The organism is Okeania sp. SIO2B9, assembly GCF_010672505.1.
Taxonomy (GTDB): domain Bacteria; phylum Cyanobacteriota; class Cyanobacteriia; order Cyanobacteriales; family Microcoleaceae; genus Okeania; species Okeania hirsuta.
In genome coordinates this window covers 1-3,465 of sequence record NZ_JAAHGK010000840.1, presented here as the reverse complement: position 1 = coordinate 3,465, position 3,465 = coordinate 1, and the positions used below count along the sequence as shown (strand labels likewise).

5 protein-coding genes are annotated in these 3,465 nt (G+C 36.0%); all 5 read left to right on the top strand.

Annotation, left to right across the window (positions count from 1 at the left end; genetic code table 11):
- A partial coding sequence (locus F6K13_RS24270; protein WP_287288625.1) for a T3SS effector HopA1 family protein occupies positions 1-913 on the top strand: 913 nt, incomplete at its 5' end.
- Positions 914-1,505: 592 nt separating this feature from the next.
- On the top strand, positions 1,506-1,679 hold the full coding sequence (locus tag F6K13_RS24265) for a hypothetical protein (RefSeq protein WP_161565039.1): 174 nt from the start codon (positions 1,506-1,508) through the stop codon (positions 1,677-1,679).
- 182 nt (positions 1,680-1,861) lie between these two features.
- Positions 1,862-2,308, top strand: a complete 447-nt coding sequence (locus F6K13_RS24260) for a nitrogen fixation protein (protein ID WP_287288624.1) — start codon at positions 1,862-1,864, stop codon at positions 2,306-2,308.
- A gap of 518 nt (positions 2,309-2,826) precedes the next feature.
- Positions 2,827-3,024, top strand: coding sequence for a hypothetical protein (locus tag F6K13_RS24255; RefSeq protein ID WP_287288623.1), 198 nt, complete (start codon positions 2,827-2,829; stop codon positions 3,022-3,024).
- A gap of 177 nt (positions 3,025-3,201) precedes the next feature.
- Positions 3,202-3,396: a hypothetical protein gene (locus F6K13_RS24250; RefSeq protein ID WP_287288622.1), complete on the top strand. Its 195-nt coding sequence runs from the start codon at positions 3,202-3,204 to the stop codon at positions 3,394-3,396.
- Positions 3,397-3,465 lie beyond the last annotated feature (69 nt).

Genomic DNA, 3,465 nt, shown 5'->3' with positions numbered 1-3,465 from the left:
ATATCTGAGTCTACAATTGCGTAGTTTCCTCTATGGTATCTATTACAATGGTTCGATGCAAACTTCCCTAGCATTGGATAGTGAGGAAAATGGTCGCCCATTAGATTTGGAGAATAATACTTTTCTTGGGGTAGAGATGGAATTTTATCTTCAGTTAGAAGAAAGTAATAGGGGAGAGGGGTATTTTGATTCTGGTTGGTTGGTGTTGAGAGAGGAAAACGATGGTACTTTAGCTGTTACTAAGAATGGTTTGCGACTGCATATTGAACGAGAAAAGCATCTTCAAGAATCTCACAAAGCTGCTGTTGTGGGGGATTCAGTAGCGATTCTGATGCCTAAGAATTTGGTGCAAAATGGTTTCTATATGGCGGTTGGCAATTTGGGTACTCAGAGTAAGCTAGAGTCAGAAAGTCAATCTGGAACAGTGCGAGTTTATTTTAATGTTACTCCTGAAGGTGCAGTAGCAGTTATGGGTAGTTTGACAGAGAAATTAAATCAGATTGCTGTTCCTTTCAGTTTTAAAGTCTTGTATAATCCTGCTGATTACGATCGCTACGATTCTGGGGTGCTTTATTTTGATAAGGGTGATTATGATTTAGTGAGGCAAGTTTTGTCGGATGTTTATGGAGAGAATAAATCCTATTTTCAATCAGAAATACCTTTATTTACGATGGAGTTGGCACCTGGTTTAGGATTAGCTGAAGAACCAGACAAAAAATTTGCTAGTCAGGAAAGTTTTGGTATGAATAGGTGTCAGATTATAGCAAATGGATTATTGACAGCTTGGCAACAGGGGGATAATTCGACAGAGGGAAAAATGAGGGCGATTTTGGAACAGTTTTCTTTATTAGGGATTGATTTGCAGCGTCCTTATTTGAATGCTAATTCCGAGGATATTTATAGGAAATTATAGTCCCTGTAGGTTGGGTTAAGCGATAGCGAACCCAACAGTAACTTATAAAGATTAACTTTTAGACCAGGCTAATTACTTATATGTCAGGACTTACGCATGAGGTACGAAAAACTAGGATTTGAGATTGCTTTCCATTCCGGAATGCTCCGCAAACTTTGTTGGTCGCAATGACGAAAATAGGTTGTACTGCGTGAGTCCTATATATGTTGGGTTTCGTTCCTCAACCCAACCTACACTATTTTTAATAATTTTTCAGTTACAGTACTTTTCATTTGAGTAGACCAAAAAGTAGGGACGTTGCATGCAACGTCCCTACAGGTTTATCATTACCATCAGAAAATCAAAAAAGACTTAATCATCTTATTTATTTGTTCAATAATTATCTATTTATATCAAATTAAATGTTTTTTAATTCTTTTTTGATCAATAGCAATAATTATTTATCTGAAAATCGAGACATAATTGTGTTAGTTATATGCAATTTTAAGTTGTTCAAGCTATGGTAAATAGAATAAAATTCTGGCAATAATATAAATAGAAAGAGACAAAAGCAAGTCTGATACCAAATCAACAATTAATGAGGAAAGTTAAAATGGCTAATATCAAGATTACAGAATTAAATTCTGAACTAATGACCGAAGCTATTGCCAACGCTCAAGCACGTCGCAATAACTTTATTTCGGAACTCTCTGAAGAAGAAGCAGCAGAAGTTTTAGGTGGTATTATTTTTCGTGTTCCATTTCTAGGAATAACCTTCGACTTCTAATAGATAAAATAATGTAGAGAGGTTTCATGGAACCTCCCTACAACAGTTTAAGAAAAGGTTTATGTAACTTCTGGAGAGATTTAATAAGAATACACTTCAGATAATAACCAACAATTGTAATCAAATTGTAATTAAGTAGTAAAAAAGCATTTGCTTAATATTGTTCCCTAGAGGCACCTTCAATGGAAAATGTTACTAACAACAAGACAACTCTTTGCCCTAGTGCGCGACCAGAAATGCAAGATAGTCAAGTATTTGGGATTATCAGTGGAACTGTAGACAAACCTCGTCTAGCTTATCTCAAGCAACCACTACCTGTCACCGAGGAAGTAATGGCTTTATCTGGTTCGGTGACACCAACAGAAGTGTTTAGAACTACAGCTCCCTGTGCAGAGAAAAAGTGTCAACATTTTGATGGAGCAAATTGTCGGTTGGCAATGCAAGTTGTAGAAAATTTGCCCACTGTAGTTGAGCAACTACCACCCTGTTCCATACGTACCAACTGTCGATGGTGGAAACAAGAAGGCAAAGCAGCTTGTATGCGTTGCCCCCAGGTGATTTCAAGTAACTATACTTCCTCAGAAGTAATTAAACAGGTAGCAAAACCTTTTGTTAGAAGCGATCGATAATTAATAATTGTCAGAAATTCACGAGTGAATCACGTTCTTAGTTCAGTCAAAAGACTGTCTCTGTAGGTTGGGTTAAGCGACAGCGTTAGCGTAGCTTCCCAAAGGGAAACCCAACAGATATAGGTTGTTGGGTTTCCTTCCTCAACCCAACCTACACTATTTTTAATAATAATTTTTCAGTTCAGCTCCATTAGACTATGGGGCTGTTTTTTGTGGCTTTTATTGTAGTTCAATACCATCAGAAAATCAAAAAAGACATAATTGTGTTAGTTATTTCTTCAATAATTATCTGTTTAGATTGAATTAAGTGACTTTTAGCTAATTTTTACTCAATATAGACGATTATTCCTCTAAAATTTGAGACATAATTGTATTAGTTAGATGCAGTTTTGAGTTGTTCAAACCCTTGCATTCATAGTAAAGTGTAGGCAAGAATATAAATGGAAAGAGACAAAAAAAAGTCTAATTCAATCATCAACAAAATTGATCTACTAATTTTTTTAAGGAGTAACCGAAAAATGGCTAATATTAACATTTCTGACTTACGTCCTGCTGGTGCTGACTTGTTTTTAGATTCTGAAAGCTTTATGATGGATTTATCTGAAGAAGAATTAGACCTAACAGGTGGATGGACATTTGTAATAACCAGCAGTAAGCCTTGTATTGTGGGTGGTGCATTTGTCGTTGGTGCTGTAGCAGGTTGGGTGCTTAATTAATTTGGTTTGACTGTAGAAAATCTGACTAATTTTCAGCTTAACCTCTCTACAGTTAAGTACTTGTGCAAAATTAGTTGCATATTGTTTTCAGGGGAAGCAAGAGTTGAGCGTAAATTTTTGTTCAATTTGTTTTCCCTACCCACTATTTCATTCTGATTTTCACTAGAGGAGTTCAACATGGCAACTATTAGTATCAAAGATCTTGAGAACGAGAACTATAATAGCTTATCTAATGAGGTAAGTTATCTTCAGGATTTAACCCACAATGAAGTTAATGCGATTCAGGGTGGTGCGTTCTGGGTCGCAGTAGTCGGAGCAGCATGGTTAGGCTATAGCATAGCAAAAGAAGCTAAGACAAATTGGTTTAAATAAAGCTCTAAAGCCCTCCAAAGCATAGGCTAAATTTCAAACTGGCAAGAATCAGTTTTATATTATTATTGA

Bases quoted from the DNA above. Each gene is read 5' to 3' on its own strand.
- F6K13_RS24265 (WP_161565039.1), top strand. From the start codon at position 1,506: ATGGCTAATATCAAGATTACAGAATTAAATTCTGAACTAATGACCGAA.
- F6K13_RS24255 (WP_287288623.1), top strand. From the start codon at position 2,827: ATGGCTAATATTAACATTTCTGACTTACGTCCTGCTGGTGCTGACTTG.
- F6K13_RS24260 (WP_287288624.1), top strand. From the start codon at position 1,862: ATGGAAAATGTTACTAACAACAAGACAACTCTTTGCCCTAGTGCGCGA.
- F6K13_RS24250 (WP_287288622.1), top strand. From the start codon at position 3,202: ATGGCAACTATTAGTATCAAAGATCTTGAGAACGAGAACTATAATAGC.